15 protein-coding genes are annotated in these 18,364 nt (G+C 62.9%); 6 read left to right on the forward strand and 9 right to left on the reverse strand.

What is annotated here, in order from left to right; all coding sequences use genetic code 11:
- Nucleotides 1-139: 139 nt before the first annotated feature.
- Nucleotides 140-748 (forward strand): 3'-5' exonuclease, encoded by a 609-nt coding sequence (locus LKX83_RS20605; RefSeq protein ID WP_227884404.1) that lies wholly within the window; start codon nt 140-142, stop codon nt 746-748.
- Nucleotides 749-790: 42 nt separating this feature from the next.
- On the opposite strand, the gene recQ is transcribed toward LKX83_RS20605, so the two are convergent.
- From recQ to LKX83_RS20620, 3 genes are all read right to left on the reverse strand, one after another.
- Nucleotides 791-2,605, reverse strand: a complete 1,815-nt coding sequence (gene recQ, locus LKX83_RS20610; RefSeq protein WP_227884407.1) for a DNA helicase RecQ — start codon at nt 2,603-2,605, stop codon at nt 791-793.
- 33 nt (nt 2,606-2,638) lie between these two features.
- Nucleotides 2,639-4,984: an RNA polymerase recycling motor HelD gene (gene helD / locus LKX83_RS20615; RefSeq protein WP_227884409.1), complete on the reverse strand. Its 2,346-nt coding sequence runs from the start codon at nt 4,982-4,984 to the stop codon at nt 2,639-2,641.
- An 85-nt stretch (nt 4,985-5,069) separates the two neighbouring features.
- Complete coding sequence (locus tag LKX83_RS20620; protein WP_227884414.1) at nt 5,070-6,221, reverse strand: GIY-YIG nuclease family protein; 1,152 nt, start codon at nt 6,219-6,221, stop codon at nt 5,070-5,072.
- A 179-nt stretch (nt 6,222-6,400) separates the two neighbouring features.
- Between LKX83_RS20620 and LKX83_RS20625 the strand changes: the two genes are divergently transcribed.
- Nucleotides 6,401-7,804, forward strand: a complete 1,404-nt coding sequence (locus LKX83_RS20625) for a SpoVR family protein (protein ID WP_227884416.1) — start codon at nt 6,401-6,403, stop codon at nt 7,802-7,804.
- Nucleotides 7,805-7,870: 66 nt separating this feature from the next.
- Complete coding sequence (locus tag LKX83_RS20630) at nt 7,871-8,776, forward strand: SDR family oxidoreductase (protein ID WP_227884418.1); 906 nt, start codon at nt 7,871-7,873, stop codon at nt 8,774-8,776.
- A 174-nt stretch (nt 8,777-8,950) separates the two neighbouring features.
- Here the strand turns inward: LKX83_RS20630 and LKX83_RS20635 are convergent, their stop codons facing one another.
- Together LKX83_RS20635 and LKX83_RS20640 are read right to left on the reverse strand one after the other, a co-directional pair.
- Nucleotides 8,951-10,300, reverse strand: coding sequence for an MATE family efflux transporter (locus LKX83_RS20635; RefSeq protein WP_227884419.1), 1,350 nt, complete (start codon nt 10,298-10,300; stop codon nt 8,951-8,953).
- 281 nt (nt 10,301-10,581) lie between these two features.
- Entirely contained in the window at nt 10,582-12,477 is a 1,896-nt protein-coding gene (locus LKX83_RS20640) for a PrkA family serine protein kinase (protein ID WP_227884421.1), read from the reverse strand.
- A gap of 321 nt (nt 12,478-12,798) precedes the next feature.
- Between LKX83_RS20640 and LKX83_RS20645 the strand changes: the two genes are divergently transcribed.
- Complete coding sequence (locus LKX83_RS20645) at nt 12,799-13,797, forward strand: DUF2161 family putative PD-(D/E)XK-type phosphodiesterase (protein WP_227884422.1); 999 nt, start codon at nt 12,799-12,801, stop codon at nt 13,795-13,797.
- Nucleotides 13,794-14,099 carry a Rieske (2Fe-2S) protein gene (locus tag LKX83_RS20650; protein WP_227884423.1) on the forward strand — a complete coding sequence of 102 codons (306 nt, stop codon included), beginning with the start codon at nt 13,794-13,796 and terminating at the stop codon, nt 14,097-14,099. Before LKX83_RS20645 ends, LKX83_RS20650 begins: the two co-directional genes overlap by 4 nt.
- A 64-nt stretch (nt 14,100-14,163) precedes the next feature.
- Here the strand turns inward: LKX83_RS20650 and LKX83_RS20655 are convergent, their stop codons facing one another.
- The 4 genes from LKX83_RS20655 to serC form a co-directional block, all read right to left on the reverse strand.
- Nucleotides 14,164-15,357 (reverse strand): aminotransferase class I/II-fold pyridoxal phosphate-dependent enzyme, encoded by a 1,194-nt coding sequence (locus tag LKX83_RS20655; RefSeq protein WP_227884426.1) that lies wholly within the window; start codon nt 15,355-15,357, stop codon nt 14,164-14,166.
- A gap of 450 nt (nt 15,358-15,807) precedes the next feature.
- Nucleotides 15,808-16,050, reverse strand: coding sequence for an AbrB/MazE/SpoVT family DNA-binding domain-containing protein (locus LKX83_RS20660; protein WP_227884428.1), 243 nt, complete (start codon nt 16,048-16,050; stop codon nt 15,808-15,810).
- A 161-nt stretch (nt 16,051-16,211) separates the two neighbouring features.
- Nucleotides 16,212-16,679 carry a tRNA (uridine(34)/cytosine(34)/5-carboxymethylaminomethyluridine(34)-2'-O)-methyltransferase TrmL gene (trmL, locus tag LKX83_RS20665; protein WP_227884429.1) on the reverse strand — a complete coding sequence of 156 codons (468 nt, stop codon included), beginning with the start codon at nt 16,677-16,679 and terminating at the stop codon, nt 16,212-16,214.
- A 137-nt stretch (nt 16,680-16,816) separates the two neighbouring features.
- Entirely contained in the window at nt 16,817-17,905 is a 1,089-nt protein-coding gene (serC, locus tag LKX83_RS20670) for a 3-phosphoserine/phosphohydroxythreonine transaminase (RefSeq protein ID WP_227884432.1), read from the reverse strand.
- A 126-nt stretch (nt 17,906-18,031) separates the two neighbouring features.
- Between serC and thpR the strand changes: the two genes are divergently transcribed.
- The coding region (gene thpR / locus LKX83_RS20675; RefSeq protein ID WP_227884434.1) for an RNA 2',3'-cyclic phosphodiesterase at nt 18,032-18,364 on the forward strand (333 nt) is incomplete at its 3' end.

Below are 18,364 nucleotides of genomic sequence, written 5' to 3' on the forward strand. Positions count from 1 at the left end.
CTCCCGTCACCAAATCTTGCTTCACGAACCGCCCAACCTCCTTGGTAGAGCTCCCGCATGGGCCAAACATCCGTTCCGCTCGACAGTTCCAGAATCGGGTAATAGGATGGATAGGAATCCGTTGCAGGAGGATATTGCCATGCGTCTTCAAAACATTACCGTATTCGACTTTGAGACAAGCGGGCTCGATCCCGCCCGCGACCGCGTCATCGAGATGGCGGCGATCCGCTGCTACGAAGGCGAAATTGTGAGCCAGTTCACGACGCTCGTCCGCTTCGACGGGCGGCTCGCGCCCAAAATCACCGAGCTGACGGGCCTGACGGACGCCCAACTCGCGCTCGGCATGGATGAGGACACCGCTTTTCGCATCCTGAACCGGGTGATTGGAGACAGCACCCTAGTCGCGCATAACGCGATGTTCGATCTCAGCTTCCTGCATCACGCGCTGCAGCGCCTCGCCGGCCGCTCGTTCTCCAACGACTTCCTCGATACGCTGACGATCAGCCGGATGCGGCATCCATATCCGCATACGCTGAACGACATGTGCGCCCGGTACGGCATCGCCAATCAGCATGCGCACCGAGCCCTGTCCGACGTCTACGCTTGTTGGGAGCTTCTCGGCAAGATGAACGAGGAGGCATCGGTCGAGCCCGCGCTGAACTTGCTAGGCTATCTGCCGAAGTACGGCATGCCGAAGTGGCGGCCCGACCAGGCGCGCATGGAGAAAATTGAGATGAAATACGCCTAATGCGCCTCATTGGCTACGTGGTACGGGCGATCCGCGGCCGTCTCACTCGGCCCACTCGCGAATGAGCGAAACGAACGCCCGGCCGTACTTGGCGAACTTGGCGTCGCCGATCCCTTTGACCCGGCGCATCTCATGCTCCGACGCCGGGCGCAGCTCGCACATTTCCTTCAAGGTCGCGTCGTGGAAGATGACGAACGGCGGCACGCCTTCCCGGTCCGCGATCTCCTTGCGCAGCGCGCGGAGCCGGTCGAACAGCGCCGCGTCCTTCGGCGCCACCTGCGAGCCTCCGGATCCGCGCGAGCCGGAGCGCGTCCGGCCGGCCGAAGCCGCGGCGGGCGGCTCCACCCGCCGGAATACCCGCTCGTCGCCGCTCAGCACGGGACGTACCTTCTCCGTCAGCAGCACGACCGGGTATTGGGTGTCCGACAGCTTCATATAGCCGTCCGCGACGAGCGCATGGATGAGCTGGACGATCTCCTTCTCGGACGAGCCGCTCATCCGGCCGTACCACCTCAGATTGTCGAAGCCGAACTGGCGCACCTTGGCATCGTTCGCCCCGCGCAGCACCTTGGCCGTCAGCGTCACACCGAACCGCTGTTTCATCGAGGCGACGCAGGCGAAGACGAGCTGCGCCTCCGACGTCACATCCTTCAGCTCCCGTTCGTCCGTGCAGTTGCTGCATCGGCCGCACGGCTCGCCGCCCTCTTCGCCGAAGTAGCGCACGATGCTGCGCTGCAGGCAATCCGACGTATGCGCATACTCGACCATGTCGTTCAGCAGCCGGTAATCGTTGCGCTTGCGTTCCTCGTCCGCCTCGCTCTGCTCGATGAAAAACTTCTGCGTCACAACGTCCTGCGGGGAAAATAGCAGCACACACTCTCCCGGCTCTCCGTCCCGGCCCGCGCGACCGGCTTCCTGGTAATACGCCTCGACGTTTTTCGGCATGTTGTGGTGCACGACGTAGCGCACGTTCGACTTGTCGATGCCCATGCCGAACGCGTTGGTCGCGACGATAAGCTGAAGATCGTCTCGCAGAAACGCCTCCTGCGTCGCCGCACGCTCCTCTTCCCCAAGCCCCGCGTGGTATTTGCCGACGGACAAGCCGAGACCCGCCAAATACTGCTGGCAGGCGTCGACCTCGCGACGGGTGGACGCGTAGACGATGCCGGCTTGTCCGGGACGCTCGCGGATGAAGCGCGCGAGATAGTCCCGCTTGTCCGCGTTTTTCACGACGGACAGCGACAGATTGTCCCGGGCGTAGCCGGTCGTCACGCGAATGGGCTCCGAAAGGCGAAGACGCGCGACGATATCTTCCTTGACGACGTCGGTCGCGGTTGCGGTGAACGCGGCCATGACCGGCCGCGGCTCGATGTCGCGCAGCAGGTGCACGATCGACATGTAGCTCGGGCGGAAATCGTGCCCCCACTGCGAAACGCAGTGCGCCTCGTCCACCGCGACGAGCGGCACGCGGATCTGCCGCAGCAGCCCCCGGAACCGCTCGGACTCGAGCCGCTCCGGGGCGATGTAGACCAGCTTGTATTTGCCCTCGTAAATATCTCTCAGCCGGTCGTTCGTTTCTTTTGCCGACAACGAGCTGTTAATGAAGGTAGCCGGGATGCCCGCCGCGTTCACGGCGTCGACCTGATCCTTCATGAGCGAGATGAGCGGCGAGACGACAAGCGTCGCGCCCGGCAGCAGCATGGCGGGCACCTGATAGCAGATGGACTTGCCGGCGCCGGTCGGCATGACGCCGAGCACGTCGCGTCCGTCAAGGATCGCGCCGATCAAATCTTCCTGGCCTTTGCGAAACGCGTCGTAGCCGAAGAATCGGCTTAGTATCCGGCGCGCTTGTTCCATGGATGAACTCCTCCTCTCCCGGGAGGCAAGTCTTTACGCTCGCAAAAAGGGCGAAAGCTCGCCGGTATGGAATACGCGCAGCACGTGCAGCGCGCGGGTGCAGACGGTATACAGCAGCTTGCGGTGGCGTTCCCGGCCGTACCTTGCCTCCGAAGCGTCCCAGACGATCACCGCGTCGAACTCGATGCCCTTGGACAGGTACGACGGCAGGACCGACACGCCCTTCGGCAGCTTGGCGGAGCCGCCGGAGACTAGCGTGACCGGCACGTCGTCGGCTAGCCGCTCCTTGATGAGGGCGCAGGCGTTGCCGCTCTCGTGCGCCGTCTTCGCGATGACGCCGATCGTCCCGTGCCCCGCGGCCAGCAGCTCCGCGATGTCGCGGGCCGCCCGGTCGGCGAGATCGGCGCCGTCCCGGCATCGCTCGATGCACGGCGCTTCGCCGTCGCGATGGAAAGGCGCGATGCCGGCGGCATCCTCCGGCCGGAGGATGCGCTTCGACAGCTCCACGATCGGCTTCGTCGAGCGATAGCTCGTCGAGAGGCGCCACACCGACGTCTCCTCGGGCGCCGCGAGCCGCGTCCAGCCGCCGAAGCCGCCGCTCTCCTCGGCCTGCGCGTAGATCGCCTGGTTGAAGTCGCCCAGGATCGTCATCCGCGCCCGCGGGAACCGGCGTCGCAGAAACGCCGCCTGGAACGGCGAGTAATCCTGCGCCTCGTCCACGAACAGATGCCGCACTTCCCCCTCGACCTTGCGGAAGCCTTCGAGCGCCTCCATCAAATAGAGCAGCGGCGTCGCATCCTCGTGATCGATCGTCTTGCGCGCGAGCGTCTCCTCGGCCCGCTGCGCCATCCACTCGTACCCATCGGGCAGACGGCTGTCAGGCGCGCATTCCGCGAACAGCGTACGGCTCGCGAACAGCTGGCGATAGGTGCCGATCGGATCGAGGAAGCGGAAGCCCTTCGCCGCGCGGCGCAGCGGCTCGATCGCCCGCTCGGCGGCGCGGCGCAGAAGCAGCTCCGTCATCTTGTCCTCGTCGTCGAACGCCTCGTCGTGATAGCCGCCCTCGCGTCGGACCTGCACGTAAGCCCGCTGGATCTCCTCCTCGTCCGCGAGCTCCGCGGCTTGTTCGACCCACGGCTCCTCCAGCTGCCGGTCGACCCAGGCGGACAGCCGCTCGTTCAGCCAGCGCCGCAGCTTGGCCAGCCGGTCGCCGAAGCTTTCCGAGCCGTACGCTACGTAGAACTGCTCCGACATCTCGTCCGCCGATACGATCGTCTCGCCGCGGAAGCGCAGCGGGCGGAAGCGGACGCCCGACTGGCCGAGCCGTTTCAGATACCGTTCCACCGTCTCGAAGAAATGCTCCGAGCCTTTGTACCGGACGGCCTTCTCGCGGGCTTCGCCCTCCGGCGTCCCTTCGGCGGCGGCGAGCGCTTCGGTCTGGCTGAACAGGTCCTCGACCTCGAAGCGGCGGCCGAGCCGCGCCTCGATCAACTCGCGGAACGTCATCTGCCGCATGTTGGCTTCCCCGAGATCCGGCAGCACGCGGGAAACGTACCCTTTGAACACCGGATTCGGCGAAAACAGCACGATCTGGTCCGACGTCAGCGAGTCGCGGAAACGGTACAGCAAATAGGCGATCCGCTGCAGCGCGGCCGACGTCTTGCCGCTGCCGGCGGCGCCTTGGACGACGATGAGCCTGTGCCGCTCGTCGCGGATGATGCGGTTCTGCTCCTTTTGGATCGTCGCCACGATGCTTTTCATCGACGTGTCCGACTTTTCCGAGAGCACCGCCTGCAGGATGTCGTCGCCGATCGTCTCGTCCGTGTCGAACAGATGCTTCAGCTTGCCGCCCCGGATGACGAACTGCCGCTTAAGCGACAACTCCCCTTGGATCTCGCCGCCCGGCGTCTCGTAAGCGACCGGTCCCGGCTCCTGGTCGTAAAACAGGCTCGACACGGGGGCCCGCCAGTCGTAAATGTAGAACGTCTCTCCGTCCTCGCCCACGAGGGAGCCCCGCCCGATATAGATCCGCTCGGCGGGGCCGTCCGTCCCAGCCTCCGCGAAGTCGATCCGCGCGAAGTACGGATTGTCGTGCTGGCGGGCGAGCCGCTCGGCCGCCTCCGACGCCACGCGGTGGCTACGCTCGCGCTCGACCAGGAGCTCCGCCTGCTGCACGATGCTGCTCCACGTTTCCCCCAGCTCCGTCGCGTCGGAAAAGTTGATCGAAAGATCGTCCCAGAATTCCTGTCGGATGCCGACGACGTCCCCTCTCCGCTCGCTCAGGACGCTCAGCTCCTTCAGCAACCGGCGATCGATCAGTCCGATGACCTCGGACAGCCTTTTCGTTTCCTCTTCCCGAACGATCTGTTCCTCTGGCACCGCGCTCTTCCTTTCCCGTACGGTTCGTTACAACTTGTTGTATCACGAGCACCCGCCCAGCGCAAGCGCCGAGCCGTGCCGCCGCTCATTCGGGCGACCTGCCCGCGTTTTCCAGCTCGATTTGCGTCTCCAGATTCGCCCGGCACAGCTGCAGCAGCTCGTACTTCAGCCCGCGTCGCGGCACCGTCAGCCGGACCGGGGGCTCGCCCCTCCGGCGCAGGGCGGTACGGACGCCGCGGGCGTCGCCGATCTCGCTCGCGATGATCTCGTTCGGCCGTTGGGCCATCGCGTAATGCCGGACGAGGAAGCGGTCGCAAGCCGAACCCTCGCCGCTTCGTTCCCACGGCAGCGTCTCCAGCCGATGCAGCATGCCTTCGTGCACGCCCGCGATGACGACGCGGTCTTCGCCGAAGTACACGGCCTCCTGGCTCCCCTCCGTCTCCCGATCGACGATCTGCCGCTCCGGCTGCCGCTCGAGAATGCGGATGTGGTGGAGCATATGTGCCGCCTTCTCGAACTGCAGCTGCTCCGCGTACGCCTCCATTTGGGCGTACATCGCCGCAATGAGCCGCTCCCCGGTGTGCTCCAGCAGCTCCGCGGCCTGGCGCGCCGACTCCCGATAGTCCTCCTCGGATATATAGCCCGCGCAAACGCCGCTGCATTTGCCCAAATGGTATAGCAGACACGCCCGCTTCGGGAGCGTGACGCACGTGCGGAGCCGGTAGTGCTCCGTCACAAAAGCGATCAGCGCTTCGCGGAACCGTCCGCTCACGAACGGCCCGAACCTCTCGCCCGAGGACGTTTCCCGGCTGCCGGCTTCGGAAGCCGCCGCGACTTCGTCGCCGGCCCGGTCCGCAAGAACTTCCCGCACCGGCCGGCGATCCCGGTAGTAGGCGTCCAGCCGGGGCAGGGGCTCGTCCGTGAGCCGCAAATACGCATAGCCGCTGTTGTCGCGCTTCAGCGCGCGGTTGTAGGGCGGCTTGTGGATTTTGATGAGATTGTTCTCGAGCAGGAGGCTTTCCCGCTCGTTCGTGACGACGATGTAGCCGATCTCCGCGATTTGCGGGACAAGATCGGCGATCCGCCTCCGCTTGTCCGTGCCGTTGAAGTAGGCGCGCAAACGGCTTCGGATGTTCTTGGACTTGCCTATATAGAGTACCCGGCCCTGCGCGTCCTTCATCAGATAGCAGCCCGGCCGGTCCGGGTACGCGCTCGCGCGGAAAACGAAGTCCGTCACAGACGGCACCTCCCGAACGTACATTCTCTTTTGTTGGCGTCTATTTATCATAAGCGAGCGCGGCGCCCGATTCAACCCGCGTTTCCTAGAAGATGGGCCTGTCCCGCTGTCACGCGGCGGCGTGTTCCTACATATACATAGGTGGTGGGAACTATGGCTTCTGAAGGGGGTCTATGCCGATGACATCCATCGACGAGCAGCACAAGCTCGAAGCGTCCATTGAAGAGATCACCGAGATCGCCCGCGGTTTCGGTCTCGACTTTTATCCGATGCGGTACGAGATTTGCCCGGCCGACATCATCTACACGTTCGGAGCGTACGGCATGCCGACCCGCTTCCATCACTGGAGCTTCGGAAAGAACTTCAATCGCATGAAGATGCAGTACGACCTCGGCCTCAGCAAAATCTACGAATTGGTCATCAACTCCAATCCCTGCTACGCGTTCCTCCTCGACGGCAACACCCTCGTGCAGAACAAGCTGATCGTCGCGCACGTGCTGGCGCACTGCGACTTCTTCAAGAACAACGCCCGCTTCTCCACCTCCAACCGCGATATGGTCGAGAGCATGTCGGCGACCGCCGAGCGCATCCGCCAATACGAGATCGAATACGGCACCGACGAGGTCGAGAAGTTTCTCGATGCCGTCATGGCGATCCAGGAGCACGTCGATCCGGGCATCGTCCGGCCGCAAGGACTGGACAAAAAGCGGTACATGGAGTGGCAGCAGCGCCAGGACAAAGGCCGCGCGGGAAGAGGAACGTCCGCGTCCCCATACGACGATCTGTGGCTGCTCGACGACGAGGAACGGCTCGCCCGCCAGCGGGAAATCGACCATACGCCGGAGCTGCGCAAGTTTCCCCCTCGCCCCGAGAAGGACCTGCTCTGGTTCATCCAGGAGTTCGCGCCGTTTCTGGAGCCGTGGCAGCGGGACGTCATGTCGATGCTGCGCGAGGAAATGCTGTACTTTTGGCCGCAGATTGAAACCAAGATCATGAACGAAGGCTGGGCGACGTTTTGGCATCAGCGCATCATGCGCGAGCTCTCGCTGACAAGCGACGAAACGATCGAGTACGCCAAGTTGAATTCCTCCGTCGTTCAGCCGTCCCGCAGCTCGCTTAACCCCTATTATCTCGGGCTGAAAATTTTCGAGGATATCGAAAAGCGCTGGGGCCGGGAAAAGATGTTCGAGATCCGCGAGCTGGACTCGGACCCGTCGTTCCTGCGCAACTACTTGACGAAAAGCCTGACCGAGGAGCTGGATCTGTACGTCTTCGAGAAAAAAGGGGCCGACTGGACGATCACCGATAAAACGTGGGAAAATATTCGCGACCAGCTCGTATACTCCCGCGTCAACGGCGGCTTCCCCTATTTGGAGGTGACCGACGGCGACTGGCAGCGGAGCGGCGAGCTTTGCGTGACGCATCGGTACGAAGGCGTGGAGCTCGATTTGAAGTATGCCGAGCGGACGCTGCCCTATTTGTCGAAGCTCTGGGGCAAACCCGTCCACATGGAGACGGTCGTCGACGGCAAGACGATGCTGTTCAGCTGCGACGGCAAAAAAACGACGCGCAAAAACGCGTAGAACTGCGTAGAAACGGGCCGATTGGTTTAACTTACTCCTATAGAAACCGCAAAGGAGAGGTTCACCATGACCCAGAACGCGCAGCCCGGCGCAGCGGCGCCAGCCAACACGACGCCGCAACGGCCGGATCATTTCCCTCCCCAGCATCAGGACCGCCAGCCCGGGCTGGAGAGCGACATGTATCCGACGCCCGAAGCGGAATCGCCGGTCTACAAGCCCGCGGGCAAGCTGGCCGGCAAGGTCGCCCTGATCACCGGCGGCGACAGCGGCATCGGCCGCGCCGTCGCCATCGCTTATGCCAAGGAAGGGGCGAACGTCGCGATCGTCTACCTCAGCGAATATACGGATGCCCGCGAGACGCAGCGGCAGGTCGAGGAGGAGGGCCGCCGCTGCCTCATCCTCGACGGCGACGTCGGCGATCCGGCCTTTTGCAAGCAGGCCGTCGAACAGACGGTCGGCCAGCTCGGAGGACTCCACATCCTCGTGAACAACGCCGCCGAGCAGCATCCGCAGCCGAAGCTGGAGCAGATTACGCCCGAGCAGCTGGAGCGGACGTTCCGCACGAACATCTTCGGCATGTTTTTCATGGCGCAGGCGGCGATGCCGCATCTAAAGAGCGGCTCCGTCATCGTCAACACGACGTCCATCACGGCTTACAAGGGAAGCCCGGAACTGCTCGATTACAGCTCGACCAAAGGGGCCGTAGTCTCGTTTACGCGCTCGCTCTCCCAGAACGTTATCGGCCAGGGCATCCGCGTCAACGCCGTCGCCCCGGGTCCGATCTGGACGCCGCTTATCCCCTCCACCTTCGAAGAGTCGCAGGTGGCCAAGTTCGGCTCGGACACGCCGATGAAGCGCGCCGGCCAGCCGGACGAGCTGGCCCCCGCCTACGTGTACCTTGCGAGCGAAGACTCCTCGTACATGGCCGGCCAGGTGCTTCACGTGAACGGCGGTACGGTCGTCAACGGCTAACGCGGGCCGTCCGCGCGGGTGCGCGCCGCCGCGCCAAGCGAGAGGAAGAGGCTGTTCCCCGGGCAACGAAGCCCGGGCGAACAGCCTCTTCTTTGTCGGAGTTCCATTCTAATCCAGCCGCGCGGCGGTGGCAAGCCCTCCCCCGCTGCGCCGCCTTCGCCCGCCGCGAAAGCTCTACGCCCCGGCCTCTTTCAGCCGCACCGCATGCCAGTCCGTCCGGTAGAACCGGATGAGCACGGCCATGCCGAGCGCGGTGAGGAACGTATACAGTGACAGCCATGCGCCGACGCTGCCCCAATCGAACACGTTCACGAACAAATACGTCAGCGGGACGAAGAGCAGGAAGCTGAGCGCCAGCGAGATGCGCATGAGGAACGTCGTGTCCCCGATGCCGCGCAAGCCCCCGGCGTAGAAATTGTAGAAGCCGTCGAAAATTTGTAGGTACGCCGACACCTGGATCAACCGCGCCGCGATCTCGTACACGGCGGGATCGTGGCTATATAGCCTGGCGATCGGGACCGCCCAGATCAGCTCCGCCGTCCCGAGCAGCAGGAGGAAGATGCTGCCCATCAACGCCGTATTCGTCCCCGCCCGCCGAGCAAGCAGCGGCTGTGCGCGTCCGATCTCCTGGCCGACGAGGATCGTCGCCGTCGAGCCGAAGGCGAAGGCTGGCATAAAGCCGAACGACATGACGTTCAGCGCCACCTCGTTCGCCGCGAGCGCCTCGTCCCCGAGCCGCGCGACGAACATCGTGAACAGGTACATGGACACGCTCATCGAAAATTCCTGCAAGCCGAGCTTGCCGCTCTCCTGGAAGACGAGGCGCAGCTCGCGCCAATCCGGCCGCGGCAGCGAGCGGGTACCGAAGCGGCGGTGCATCGGACCGAAGAAGACGGCGAGGCACAGGACGAGCTGGAACGCTTCGCCGATCAGGATCGCCGCGCCCGCACCCTTCACTCCCCATTCGGGCAAACCCCAGGCGCCGTTGACGAGGCCGTAGGTGAGCGCGATCATAAGGCCGTTGGAGACGATGGCGACGATCATCGACGTGCGCGTATCCCCGACCCCGCGGAAAAAACCGTGGAAGACGAAGCTGATGATGCCGAACGCCATCGCGTAGAATCGAAGCTCCAGGTAGGCGTCGCCCGTCGCCACCAAGTTCGCGGAGCCGCCGGTCAGCCGCAGCACGTCGCCGCTGAACAGCCATCCGGCAGCCACGATGACGACGGCGATGACGACGCTGGCCGTCAGCGCGAGATAGGTTCGCTGGATGCCTTTACGCATCTCGTTCGAGCCGTAGTTTTGCGCGACCAAATAATTCACCGTATGTCCAATCCCCGAAAACAGGGCGAATACGTTGTACATGATGATGTTGGAGACGCCGACGACCGCGATGATGACGACGCCGAGATGGCCGACCATGATCAGATTGACGGTGCCCGTCACCGTCTGCGTCGCAAAGGCGAACAAAGAGGGCAGGGCGAGCAGCATAATTTGCAACCAGTTTTTCAATGTAACTTTCATCGAAATGATGACCTCTATCGCGTAAGATGTGACCTCAGTTTGCCTGATGCCCGCCCCGGCTGTCAACGCTTCTTTTTGTTAAAAAGGGCTTAAGACTCATGCCGACTTCCCCGGTCGAACGAATAACCCCGGAGAGCGGGTTGCGCTCTTGCCGGGGTTCGATTGCAGTGCCGGACGCCCTTTCATACTCGCCGTCTGACCGGATGCCGCATCGCTGCGCTAAAGTTTGATCCGGGAAACGGCGTCGACCCAAACGTTCCTTCCGCGCCGATTCGGCTCGTTTACCGGTTCAACAAGCTGCCGACGTACCGCAGCAGCTCGTTCGCGCAGACGGGGCAATAGCCGTGCTCGTCGATGAGCCGTTTCGTCACCTCGTTGATCCGCTTCAGCTGGTTTTCGTCGGGCGTTTTCGTCGACGTCGTGATTTTGACGATGTCCTTGAGATCGGCGAACAGCTTTTTCTCAATCGCCTCGCGCAGCCGCTCGTGGGTGCTGTAATCGAACTTGCGCCCCTTGCGCGAATAGGCCGAGATCCGGATCAGAATCTCCTCGCGGAACGCCTTCTTCGCGTTTTCCGATACTCCGATCTGCTCCTCGATCGACCGCATGAGACGCTCGTCGGGGTCCATTTCCTCCCCGGTGAGCGGATCTTTGATTTTCGCCCAGTTGCAATACGCCTCGATGTTGTCGAGGTAGTTCTCGAACAAGGTGCGCGCCGACTCCTCGAACGAATAGACGAACGCCTTCTGCACTTCTTTCTTGGCCAGGTTGTCGTATTCCTTGCGCGCCACCGAGATGAAGTTCAAATGCTTCTCCCGCTCTTCCTTCGTGATCGAAGGATGCTGGTCGAGGCCGTCCTTCAGCGCGCGCAGGACGTCCAGCGCGTTGACGCAGGGCAGGTCGTGCTTGATCAGCGCGCTCGAGATCCGGTTGATGACGTAGCGCGGGTCGATACCCGACATGCCTTCGTCGGCGTACTCGTTCTGCATTTCCTTCAAATCGGCATCCTTGTAGCCCTCCACCTCTTCGCCGTCGTACAGCCGCATTTTTTTCACCAGGTCCATGCCCTGCTTCTTCGAGTCCTTCAAGCGCGTCAGAATGCTGAAGATCGAGGCGGCCCGGAGAGCGTGCGGCGCGATATGGACATGCTTCATATCGGACTGGCCGATCAGCTTGTCGTAAATCTTCTCTTCGTCCGACACCTTGAGGTTGTACGGCACCGGCATGACGATCATTCGCGACTGCAGCGCTTCGTTTTTCTTGTTGGCGATAAACGCTTTGTACTCGGATTCGTTCGTGTGGGCGACGATCAACTCGTCGGCGGAGATGAGCGCGAACCGCCCCGCTTTGAAGTTGCCCTCCTGGGTGAGCGACAGCAGGTTCCAAAGGAACTTCTCGTCGCACTTGAGCATCTCCTGGAATTCCATCAGGCCGCGGTTGGCTTTGTTCAACTCTCCGTCGAAACGGTAGGCGCGCGGGTCCGACTCCGAGCCGTATTCGGTAATCGTCGAGAAGTCGATGCTGCCCGTCAGGTCGGCGATATCCTGCGACTTCGGATCGGACGGGCTGAATGTGCCGATCCCCGTGCGGAGATCCTCCGAAATCAGCACCCGCTCGACCGGGACGAGTTCGATATCCCCGCCGAACTCCGTGCGCAGGCGCATCGAGCACGAGGGGCACAAGTTGCCTTCGATGCGCACGCCAAGCTCCTTCTCGACCTCGGGCCGCAGCTCGTTCGGGATCAAATGAAGCGGCTCCTCGTGCATCGGGCAGCCCTGGATGGCGTAGACGGCACCGCGATGCGTACGGGAATACCGCTCCAGCCCTTTTTTCAAAAGAGTCACGATCGTGGATTTGCCGCCGCTGACCGGACCCATGAGCAGCAGGATTCGCTTGCGAACGTCGAGCCGGCGGGCCGCCGAGTGGAAGTATTCCTCCACCAGCTTCTCCATCGTCCGGTCCAGTCCGTAAATGTCGTTTTCGAAAAATTTGTACTTCCTGCTCCCGCCGTTCTCCTCCACGCCGTGCGACACGATCATGTCATAAACCCGCGCGTGGGCGGTCATCGCCGGAGCCGGATCGCGGCGCAGCAAGTCGATATAATCCCGAAAGGTGCCAGACCATGTCAGCTTCTCGCTTTCTGTCCGATACTCCGCGAGACGCTTGAAGATGTCCATGCCGCTTCCTCCCTCGCTCTCTGTCTCTCCGTTGCGAAACGTACTACATAACTATGCGCCGACAAGGACGAATTTGCCCCGAAAATAAGGATGAAAAAACAGCCGCCTGTCCGCGACGGTTCCTAATAATGACATTTCGTTAACATTGGGATTCGCGGTTCCGTCTATTCTATGGACGCGGCTATCCAATCATGTCTATGAAACGAAGGGGCCAAATGCCACGGCGAAAACAGTTCTCTGGGCTGCGTATGGGCCGTTCGTACGGATTCGGAAGCATGCTATAATAGGACAAATAAGCGCGCGAATACGGAGGTGTACCTCATGGCCGTCAAGTATGAGACGGAGCTGTACGGACCGGTCAAGGCGTACTGGGTCCGGCGCGGCTACGAAGTGAAGGCGGAAGTGCGAGGCTGCGACCTGGTCGCCGTTCGGGCGGACGAGCCTCTTCCCGTAATCGTGGAAATGAAAAAGACGTTTACGCTCCCCCTGCTGCTTCAGGGCTTGGCGCGCCAGCGAACCGGCGCCGTCGTCTGGCTCGCCGTAGAGCGCAACCGCGCGAAGAAAGGCGCGCACAACCAGCGGTTCTCCGAGATCGCAGCGATGTGCCGCCGCCTGGCGCTCGGCCTCATGACGGTGACGTTCTACAAAACGAAGGCGCCGACGCTGGAAGTGTGGAACGAGCCGCCTGCGGCTGGCCCGAAGGCGCTTCCAGGCACGCCGGGGATGGCGGCCGAACAGCCGGCGATCTACGCTTCGGGCGGCCGCAAGCGCGGCACCGCCCGCCTGCTCCGGGAGTTCGACGCCCGCAGCGGCGACTACAACGTCGGCGGCAGCGTCCGCCGGAAGCTCGTGACGGCGTATCGCGAGCGGGCGCTCCAGTGCGCGCTCGCCCTGTCGTGCGCCGGCCCGCTCGCGCCGCGGGAGATCGCGGCGATGACCGGCATTCCGAATGCCGGCCAGACGCTGCGCGACAACTACTACGGCTGGTTCCGCAATGCCCGGCGCGGAATCTACGAGCTGACGCCCGGCGGTACCGAGGCGCTCCGCGAATACCGCGAGGTCGCGGCGGTGTGGGCGACCCGTTTTCCCTGGGCGGAGACATGGCTCGCCGCCGAAGGATCCGCCGCAACCGCGTCGGATGCGAGCGGAGCGGACACGGACAGGGCCGCTGCCACCGAGGATCTAATGATAGAAGTTGTCAGCGCGGCCGGATTCCCCGACGACGCCGAGGACGAAGCGGATGAAGCGACATTCGTCCCCGGCGCCCTTCGGGGCGGCGAAGACCCGAACGAAGACGATATCCAAGGAGGATCTATATGAGCGAGACCATCATCGGCCCGGCCGATCAATTCGCCGTCTTGCCGGCGGAAGTAGAGCTCGAGGGGACGCCGTATTGGCTCACTCGGAGCGAGGACGGCGTCTATCGTCTTCTGCTTGCGGTATGCCCGCACGCCGGAGGCGAGGTCCGCTGGACGGAAGGGACCTTTTTTTGCCCGCTGCATTTCTGGACGTTCGACCAGGCCGACGGCCGGTGCACGAACGTCGAAGACGAGCGGCTGCAATGCCGGGACGTGCGGCTGCGCGAGGACGGCGTGCTCGTGGCGACCGGCGAATCGTACTAACGGTCCGCGCCGGATCGCGCCGGCCGCTCGGCTTTTTCGCCGACCACCGGTCTTCCCCTCCCCGCTACACCGACGAACGGCCCATAAATTCGCCGATCGCCTCCCCGATGCGCCGCACGCCTTCCTTGATTTCCTTTTCGTCCGAGTGGACAGCCGTGAGGCGCAGCTTGAACGGATCGGGCTTCGACGCGTAAAAGGCGGCCCCCGGCTGGAACAGCACGCCCTTCAGCCAGGAGGCCCGCAGCAGCGCCTCCGCATCCAGACCCAAGGGCAGCGCCAGCCACGTATGGACGCCGGCCGGCGCCTCGGCTGGAAGCGCCTCGGACCACCCATGGCGCCCCAGCGCTTCGGCGAGCAGCGTCTGTCTCGTGCGGTACACAAACCGCAGCGTCGCCAGCGCCGGCTCGACCGGCTGCTCCGCATAAGCAAGCAGCGCCAGCTGATCGGCCGCCGATACGCTCTCCGCTTCGCCTGGGAGGGCGTACGCTTGTGCCAGCGAGCGCTCCTCCGCGTCGGTCAGCCCCGATCCGAACAGCCAAGCGAACCGCAGACCGCCGATCAGACCCGGCGGAAGCTCGCGCAGAACCAGCACCGTCGCGCCTTCTTCCGCCGCTTCCTCGATGTCCGCTCCAGCGGCGCCGCCGGGAGCTTCCCGTTCTCCCCCGGCACCGGCCGGCCGCATCTCCGGCTGCTCCGCCAGCGCCGCTTGGCGCTCATCCAGCAGCAGCTTCACTCCTCCCTCGGCGCATCGTTCGGCCAATGCCGCGACCCGCTCCCCGCTCCAGACCCTTCCCTCGGGATCGGTGCAAGCGGGGGCCGCGTACACCATCTTCGGCTTCAGCTCTTCGATGGCCTCCGCCACCGCGTCCGGATCCATGCCTCCGCTGTCCCCCCGAACGCCGACCGGCACGGCGCCCGCGCGCCGAATCGCCTGAAGCGCCATCCGGTTCGCCGGACGCTCCGTCAACACGATGTCGCCCGGCCGCAGCAAGCGCTTGAAAGCAAGCTGCAGCGCCGCGTCCGCGCCCGCGGCGGCCCAGATCGAGGCTGACGCACCCGGAGCCGTCGCCTTCGATCCCAGCCAGCCCGCGGCGATCCGCTCCCGCAGCTCGGGCAGCATCCCCCCGGGTGCCGCCGCGCGTTCCTGCACGGCCGCGCGGGCGGCCTGTGCCTGTTCCCGGCGCATCTCTTCCCACTCCTCCGCGGACAGCAGCCCATCCTTGGGCCAGCCGCCCATCCAATTGATGACTTCCCCCATCGTACCGCCTCCTCCGCCTGTGCGGACCGCAGTTCAACGAACGTTACATTGTATGCCGGGTGTTCACAACTTTTTGCGTTTTCTTTTTGGCGAACGTTGGGTATAATAAAGGAAGTTTAGTGGAGGTGTCGAAGATGTTCCTGGGCATGAGCGACAAGTTCTGGATCGTCATTCTCGTGATGGCGATGTTTATTACCGCGATGTTGACGTCTTCTTACAATGAAGACAAGACCAAGGGTCTTTGATCGCCTGACGATCAGCCGCCGAACGCTTACCTAACCCGGGGCGATCCGGCATACAGGACGCACCCTTTCCGAGAGCCGCGCGTACGGCCGGGGAAGGGTGCGTTTTTTGGCGTTTCCGCACCGATGGCATTCCGGTTCCCGCAGGGACAAAAAAGCCGTCCCCCGCCGACAATTGCGGTTGGGGACGGCTTTTTTCGATGCTTGCTTACAGGGCGTTCATTTCCTTCATGCAGGACGCGCAAACATAACGCTCTTTGAATTCTCCTACGCCTTCCATCGACGAGCAGAACACGCAACGAGGACGATAACGCTCCAAAATAATATGATCACCCTGTACAAGAATTTCGACAGGATCTCCCTCGTTCATGGAATAGCGCTTGCGCAACGACTTCGGCAGGACGATCCGGCCGAGCTGATCCACTTTTCTTACGACACCAGCAGGTTTCAATGCAGTTCCTCTCCAATCTTTCCCCGGTATTCTAGCTAGCCAAACCTGAAACCTTTAGCTCTTTCCTTTACTTTCGATAGCGGCTGAACATTTCCTGCCCGGTCAGGTTTTTGCTTAAAAATGTGCAACAATTCGGGAATTTTGCCGACTTTTGTCGAACCTCATCCTTCCAACCCAGGGAAATTGTTCTGCCGGAGCGCCTCGTACACGACGATCGCGGCCGAATTCGCCAAGTTCAGCGATCGGACCTTGTCCGTCATCGGCATGCGGATGCATGTTCCCGGATTCGCATCGAGAAGCGCCTGCGGCAGCCCTTTGGTCTCTTTGCCGAAGACGAGGAAGTCGCCGTCCCGGTAGCTGACATCGCTGTACCGTTTCGAAGACCGGGTGCTTGCGAAGAAAAATCGGCCTTCGGGGTAAGCCGCACGCAGTTCGTCGAACGAGTCGTAGTAGGAGATTTGAACCGCGTGCCAATAATCCAGACCCGCGCGCTTCAACTCGCGGTCGTCGGTCGAAAAGCCGAGCGGGCGCACCAGATGCAGATGCGTGCCCGTCGCCGCGCAGGTGCGCGCGATGTTCCCCGTGTTGGCCGGGATTTCCGGCTCCACGAGCACGATATGAAATGCCATGTTCCCATCTTCCTTCCTTATTGGGCGACGTTCGCCCATCTGTTGGGCCGCCGGCAGGGGCGGCCATGCAAAAACCGCGGCCGTGGCCGCGGTTCGCTCGAAAAGCCGATTCCTTGCATGTAGCTATCGGATCACCATTAACCGTGACGGCGGGCGAAATCGTTCATGAATTCGACCAAGGCGCGCACGCTGTCGAGCGGCACGGCGTTGTAAATCGAAGCGCGCAGACCGCCTACGCTCCGGTGACCTTTGAGTCCCGAGAAACCTTGGGCTTCCGACTCCTTGGCAAAAAGCTTCTCCAGCTCCTCGCTCGCGAGGCGGAACGTGACGTTCATGTTCGAGCGGCTATCTTTGTCGGCGAATCCGCGGTAGAAGCCGTCGCTGCCGTCAATGGCAGTGTACAGCAGGCCCGCTTTTTCCAAGTTGACGCGTTCGACGCCGGCCGCGCCGCCTTGGGCTTTCACCCATTTCAGCACCCGGTTGACCAGATAGATGGCAAACGTCGGCGGCGTATTATAGAGCGAATCCGCCTTCGCATGCGTCGCGTACCGCAGCATCGTCGGCACAGCGCCGGCGGGTTTGCCGATCAGATCTTCGCGGATGATGGCGATCGTCACGCCCGAAGGTCCGAGATTCTTTTGCGCGCCCGCATAGATGAGGCCGAACTGGGACACATTCAACGGACGGCTCAAAATGTCGCTCGACAAATCGCCGATCAGCGGCACATCACCGGTATCCGGGTAAGACTGCCATTGCGTGCCTTCGATCGTCTCGTTGGAGGTGAGATGCAGATAGGCCGCTTGGTCCGGAAGCGCGATCTCCGAAGCTTGGGGGATGCGCTTGTATTGGTCCGCTTCGGACGAAGCCGCGACCGCCGTCTCGCCGAAGAGCTTGGCTTCTTCGATCGCTTTGGTCGCCCAGCTGCCGGTCGCGACGTACGCGCCGACGGTGCCCGGCTTCAGCAGGTTCATCGGGACCATGGCGAATTGGGTGCTCGCGCCGCCTTGGAGGAATAGAACCTTGTAGCCGTCCGGAATGTTCAGCAATTCCCGGAGCAGGTCCTCCGTCTCGCGGTGCACGCCTTCATAGATGGCGCCGCGGTGCGACATCTCCATCAGAGACATGCCGCTGCCCTCGAATTCGACGATCTCCGCCTGCGCCTGCTCGAGCACTTCCAGCGGCAGCGCGGCCGGGCCGGCATTGAAATTATAGGCACGATTAGCCATTTGCATTCCCACCTTGTGTAAAATCATGATAGGCTAATCATAACAAAGCGGTCCCCCACCAGCAACCGGAAAAACACCCGATCGCGTGACAAATCATCAAATTTCCGAACAAAATGAGGAATGTTCATGGATAACCTTCGCCTTTTCCTTGGAATCGAGCTGTCTGAGGAGGCATCCCGTTCGCTTGCCGAGCGGGCGGCGCGGATACGGACTGCGCTAACCTTCCGCAGCTGGACGCACCCGGCGGATTATCACGCGACGCTGCACTTCCTCGGCGACACGCCGGCGGACCGGCTGGACGCCATCGCGGAAGCCACCGGCTCCGCCGCGGCCGAGGCCGCCCCCATCGCGCTTGCGCTGACCGGGCCGGGTACCTTCGGCCCGGCGGACGCGCCGCGCGTGCTGTGGTGCGGCCTGGCCGAGCCCGCCGCGCCGGGGGCGCTGGCCGCGCTGCATGCG

The sequence above is a fragment of the Cohnella baijiui genome (assembly GCF_020731285.1).
Lineage (GTDB): Bacteria > Bacillota > Bacilli > Paenibacillales > Paenibacillaceae > Cohnella.

Coding starts and splice junctions, on each gene's coding strand:
- serC (WP_227884432.1), bottom strand. CDS start 17,905: ATGGCTAATCGTGCCTATAATTTCAATGCCGGCCCGGCCGCGCTGCCG.
- LKX83_RS20655 (WP_227884426.1), bottom strand. CDS start 15,357: ATGGGGGAAGTCATCAATTGGATGGGCGGCTGGCCCAAGGATGGGCTG.
- LKX83_RS20625 (WP_227884416.1), top strand. CDS start 6,401: ATGACATCCATCGACGAGCAGCACAAGCTCGAAGCGTCCATTGAAGAG.
- LKX83_RS20635 (WP_227884419.1), bottom strand. CDS start 10,300: ATGAAAGTTACATTGAAAAACTGGTTGCAAATTATGCTGCTCGCCCTG.
- LKX83_RS20645 (WP_227884422.1), top strand. CDS start 12,799: ATGGCCGTCAAGTATGAGACGGAGCTGTACGGACCGGTCAAGGCGTAC.
- LKX83_RS20605 (WP_227884404.1), top strand. CDS start 140: ATGCGTCTTCAAAACATTACCGTATTCGACTTTGAGACAAGCGGGCTC.
- LKX83_RS20630 (WP_227884418.1), top strand. CDS start 7,871: ATGACCCAGAACGCGCAGCCCGGCGCAGCGGCGCCAGCCAACACGACG.
- LKX83_RS20640 (WP_227884421.1), bottom strand. CDS start 12,477: ATGGACATCTTCAAGCGTCTCGCGGAGTATCGGACAGAAAGCGAGAAG.
- LKX83_RS20650 (WP_227884423.1), top strand. CDS start 13,794: ATGAGCGAGACCATCATCGGCCCGGCCGATCAATTCGCCGTCTTGCCG.
- trmL (WP_227884429.1), bottom strand. CDS start 16,679: ATGGCATTTCATATCGTGCTCGTGGAGCCGGAAATCCCGGCCAACACG.
- recQ (WP_227884407.1), bottom strand. CDS start 2,605: ATGGAACAAGCGCGCCGGATACTAAGCCGATTCTTCGGCTACGACGCG.